We start from the raw sequence: 4,391 nt of genomic DNA, 5'->3' as shown, positions 1-4,391 counted from the left end.
TACCCCGAGCGTCAGCGAGGGGCCAATGTGGGGCGCCGCCCAGGCTGGAGCGCAAGCAGGGCCACACCCCAATCCCCCATCACCCACCCACAAAAAAGCCCGAATCCATAAAGAACTCGGGCCTTTCATCACCGCCGAAAAATCACTTCTGAGCGGTATCTTCCTTACCCTGGAACTTATCGATAGCATCCGTCAGGCGCTTGGCCAGTGCCGGGTAGTTCTCGTCGAAGTGGTGACCGCCAGGCAGCTCCAGCTTGGTACCCGGGGCGGTGGCTTCGGTGCAGCCGGTTTCGTCCGCCTCTTCCTTGCCGTACACGCAGAGCACCTTGGCAGCGGGGAGCTTGGCCATTTCCGGTCCGGTGGGGGCCTCTTTGCCAGCTGCGCCGAGCCAGCCTTCGACTGCGATCTCGAAGCTGCCGCTACGGGCGAAGGCCAGCAGAATCACGCCATCGATGTGGCTCTGATCTTCGGGCAGCAGGCGATTGTAGACCGCTGGCAACACGTCGGCGCCAAATGAATAGCCGGCCAGGATGAAACGCTTGGTGCCCCATTTTTGCCGATAGAAGTGCATCAGCTGAGCGAGGTCGTAGGCGGTTTCTTCCGGGCTCTTGTGCTGCCAGTAGTAGCGCAGCGTGTCGATCCCCACCACTGGGTAGCCGAGTTTGGCCATTTCGCCCGCCACATCGCGGTCCAGGTCGCGCCAGCCGCCGTCACCGGACAGGAACAGCGTCACGGTGTCGGAAGATTGCCCGGCAGGCACTTCGACCACGGGAATCTTCAGCTGACCGGCGGATTGCCCGACCAGTACGTCGGCCAGGGAATTCTTCATCACCTGAGGCAGGTTGACGTCGTAGTCGCTGATGCTGGTCTGGGCGTTAGGCTGGTCGCGCACGAAAGCGGCAGCGACGTCATCGGGGTTGTCGTTCCAGGCCACGGTCCACTTGCCGTGGGCCGCGGATTTGGCCAGCGGCGTCTTGCACTTCGGCTCGAAGGGCGGTGGTGGCACGGCCGGTTTAGGCGCGTCCGGGTCGGGTTCTTCGGCATGCTCGATAGTGAAGTCCACCGAGATGGCCTGGGCCTTGTCGTTGTTCTGGCTGGCCAGCCACTGCCACGCCAGGGTCGCGCCGGGGCCGATGCCACTGACCACGTCAGGCGCGCCATCGAGCTTCTTCAGGCCGGCTTGCAGAGCTTGGGCCTGCAGCGTGCAGTCGTCCTTGGGCAGGATGATCTGCAGGATCTGCGCCGCGCCGGACTGGCTCAGGTCCAGCAACTGGTTGTCATTGAGCATCTGCTCCGCCGGTACCGCCAGCGCCACCCGCGACTTGATGCGAGTGCCTGGGGTCACCAGCGCTGCCTTGCTGCCGTCGCTGAGGGCAATCTGCTCTATATGGGCAGCCGGAGCAGGGCGGTTCCAGAACCAGTAACCACCCGCCAGCGCGAGGATCAATACCAACAGCGTGACGAGAACTGCTCGCCCGTAACGTCGAATCATCAGCGTTTCACCAATCCAGTCAAGCCGCCTGCAATCAGTGCGGCAGTATCGGCCAGTGCCACCATCGGATCGAGTCCAGCGGGCACGGCCATGTAACGAGGTTCCCAGTCGGGCTGGAATTTATCTTTGAAACGACGTAGCCCCTGGAAGTTATAGAGTTGCTCGCCGCGTTGGAACACCATCGAACCCAGGCGCTGGGTCAGGGGTGCGCCACGTCGCGTCTGCAACCCGGACAAAGGCACCATCCCCAGGCTGAAGCGTGCGTATTCCTTGGCTTTGTAGTGCTGGATCAGGCCCACCATCATGAATTCCATGGTCAGCTTCGGCGCTTCCGGGTGCGCGCGCATGAGGTCCAGACTGGCCAGATCATGGCGATCGGTTTCGAGCAGATTGGCGAATGCCACCGGCTTGCCTTCGAAGTGGACGATGACAATACGGAAGTGCTTGAGGTAGTCGGCGCTGAAACGGCCCAGGGAGAAGCCTTTTTCGCGCACATTCTTACCTGATAACCAGGCGTCCGAGATGATTTTTAGTTCATCCAACGGCGCGGCGCCAGGTTCGTAGACTTCCAGCGACAGGCCGTCGCGGGTGCCGCGGTTCCAGGTGTAGCGCAGGTCCTTCATCTCCTTGCCCTTGGCTTCCAGGTCGAAGGTGTGCAGGTTGACCCGCGCTTCTTCACCGAGCTTGATGGCGGTCAGGCCGATGTCCATATAAAAGGGCAGGTTCTCGGCGCGCACCTGGTAGAACACCGGGCGAGCATGGTGCAGGTCGCACAGGTCGCGGAACTGCCAGATCATCTCGGCGCGCGGCTGAGTCGGGCCGATCGGGTCGTAGAGCGCTACCAGGCTGCGCCCACGCCGGTCGTACATGATGAACGCCTTGTCGTTGGGGTGGAACAGCAGCGCCTTGTCACCGGTCAGGGCCAGGCCGCCGTCGGGCTGGCTGGAGTGCGCGAGGATGCGCGCGGCACGCTCGAGCTCTTCGGCAGTGGGCAGGTGGATGGTCGGCCGGGCCGTGCGCAACAGCCAGGTCAGGGCGACGATGATCAACAGCACTGCACTGCCCAGGGCCGAGCGCAGGCCGCGAGGGGCGTCGGCATCGAGGGTGAACTGCCACCACAGCTGGTTGTTGTAGGGCACGTCCTGATAAGCGAAGAACAACAGCCAGATCGAGGCCGCCACCACGCAGGCGCTCGACACCAGCCAGACGCCCGAGAACGGCACTTCAAGCAAGCGGCTGGGGCGATAGAACGACCGACGGAACACCGCCAGCAGGGCTGCGGTGAGGGTCAGCATGGTCGCTTCTTCCCAGTCAAAACCCTTGAGCAGCGACAACAGCGCGCCCACCAGCAGCAGAATGGTGGTCAGCATCCAGGCGGCTGACAGGCGCCGGCGCAGGCCCTGGGCCAGCAACAGGCAGAGCACGCCGATCAGGCTGGCGCCAAAGTGCGAGGCATCGATGAGCCGATGGGGGATGAGAAAGCCCATGTGTTCCAGGCGGGTGTCTATTTCCGGGGTGGCGCCGGAAAACAGCAGTACCACGCCGGACAGAAACACCAGCAGCGCAAGGACCGGCGCCGCCAGCCCGGAGGCCACGCGAATGGCCTGCTGGGCGAAGAAGAAGCGCCGCCCTTCGTTGATCAGCAGCATCACGCAGGCCACCAGCAGCGGCAGCACCACATAGATGATGCGGTACAGCAGCAGGGCGGCGGCCAATGGCGCCGCGCCGATCTGATCGGCGAAGGCGGCCAGCAGGATCGCCTCGAACACCCCGACGCCGCCGGGTACATGGCTCAGCACGCCGGCTGCGAGCGCCAGCAGGTAGACCAGCAGGAAGGCACCGAATGGCGGCGTTTCGGGCAGCAGCAGATACAGCACGGTCGCGGCGGCCGCCACGTCCAGGGCGGTGATCACCAGCTGCAGCAGGGTCAGGCGCAGGGTCGGCAAGCGCAAGGTGCGGCGCCCGACCCGTACCAGCAGGTTGTTGGCGATGGGCTGTTCCGGCAGGCGACGGCGATAGATGCCGATGGCCAAGGCCGCGAACAGCAGCAGAATGGCGCCTGCCACGATGCCCAGCAGGCCCTCCGACAGGCCAAGGGCTACCGCGGCAGCGGGCAGGTTGCTCAATGTTGCCAAGGCTGCCAGCGGCGGCAGGGCACACCCCAGGGACAGGCTGGCGAACAGCGTCATGCGCGCGACTTCAGTGGCGCCCATGCCTTTGCGCGCATAAAGGCGGTACCGTACCGAGCCACCGGACAGCAGCGACAGGCCGATGGCGTTGCCGATGGCGAAGGCGGTGAAGCCGCCCAGTGCCAGCGTCGCCGGTTTGAGGTCGGCGCCGGCGTAACGGCTGGCCGACCACTCGTAACCCAGCAAGATGATGAAGCCGACTATCGTCGCGGCCAGCGCACCTGCCAGGGATGACCGCGGCGTACTCAATACCGAGTCGTGCAGGGCGTAGATATCCATCTCGAACAACAAATGCCAGCACGCCATCAAGGCAATACCGAACAGCAGCAGCGTCACCGTCAAGCCGATCGGCTGCCGATAGCGACTCAGCAGTTCCAGCCAGCGCAGGCGCCGAGGATCGATCGGATGGACGGGAGCACTGCTGGTGTCAACTTCCTGTGAGTCGGGGCGCATCAAAAACCTCGTGGACGCTGGACGACGGGATTCAGCCAATCCGGTCTCTTTTACCTGTCCATCTGAAAAAAAGTGTAATTCCAATGTTAACCCGTACGACCATTAAGCGGCGAACCTGTGCAAAGCTTTAGCGCAAGTTTCACGATCAGGCTTGCCCGGTCATCTTGACGATAGTCTAAGCGGTTGAAATGTCAGTTTTTTTAGCGCGCACAAAAAAGGCCACTCTTTCAAGTGGCCTTCTCTGATGTTTGGTTGCG

Annotated in this window: 2 protein-coding genes; both read right to left on the bottom strand. The window is 63.1% G+C overall.

The annotated features are described in order from the left end of the window. Positions 1-142: 142 nt before the first annotated feature. Positions 143-1,492, bottom strand: a complete 1,350-nt coding sequence (locus AC3WJP_RS26445; protein WP_493724151.1) for a virulence factor family protein — start codon at positions 1,490-1,492, stop codon at positions 143-145. Continuing rightward, the gene (mprF, locus tag AC3WJP_RS26440; protein WP_493724150.1) at positions 1,492-4,134 is read right to left on the bottom strand and encodes a bifunctional lysylphosphatidylglycerol flippase/synthetase MprF; all 2,643 of its coding nucleotides are present in this window, start codon (positions 4,132-4,134) and stop codon (positions 1,492-1,494) included. The genes AC3WJP_RS26445 and mprF overlap by 1 nt, the downstream gene beginning before the upstream one ends. Positions 4,135-4,391 lie beyond the last annotated feature (257 nt).

The sequence above is a fragment of the Pseudomonas sp. GW821-FHT01A09 genome, assembly GCF_058986725.1.
This window is presented reverse-complemented; position numbering and strand designations above follow the sequence as displayed.

What these genes read in the sequence shown, in the direction of transcription:
- AC3WJP_RS26445 (WP_493724151.1), bottom strand. Translation starts at nt 1,492, where the DNA reads ATGATTCGACGTTACGGGCGAGCAGTTCTCGTCACGCTGTTGGTATTG.
- mprF (WP_493724150.1), bottom strand. Translation starts at nt 4,134, where the DNA reads ATGCGCCCCGACTCACAGGAAGTTGACACCAGCAGTGCTCCCGTCCAT.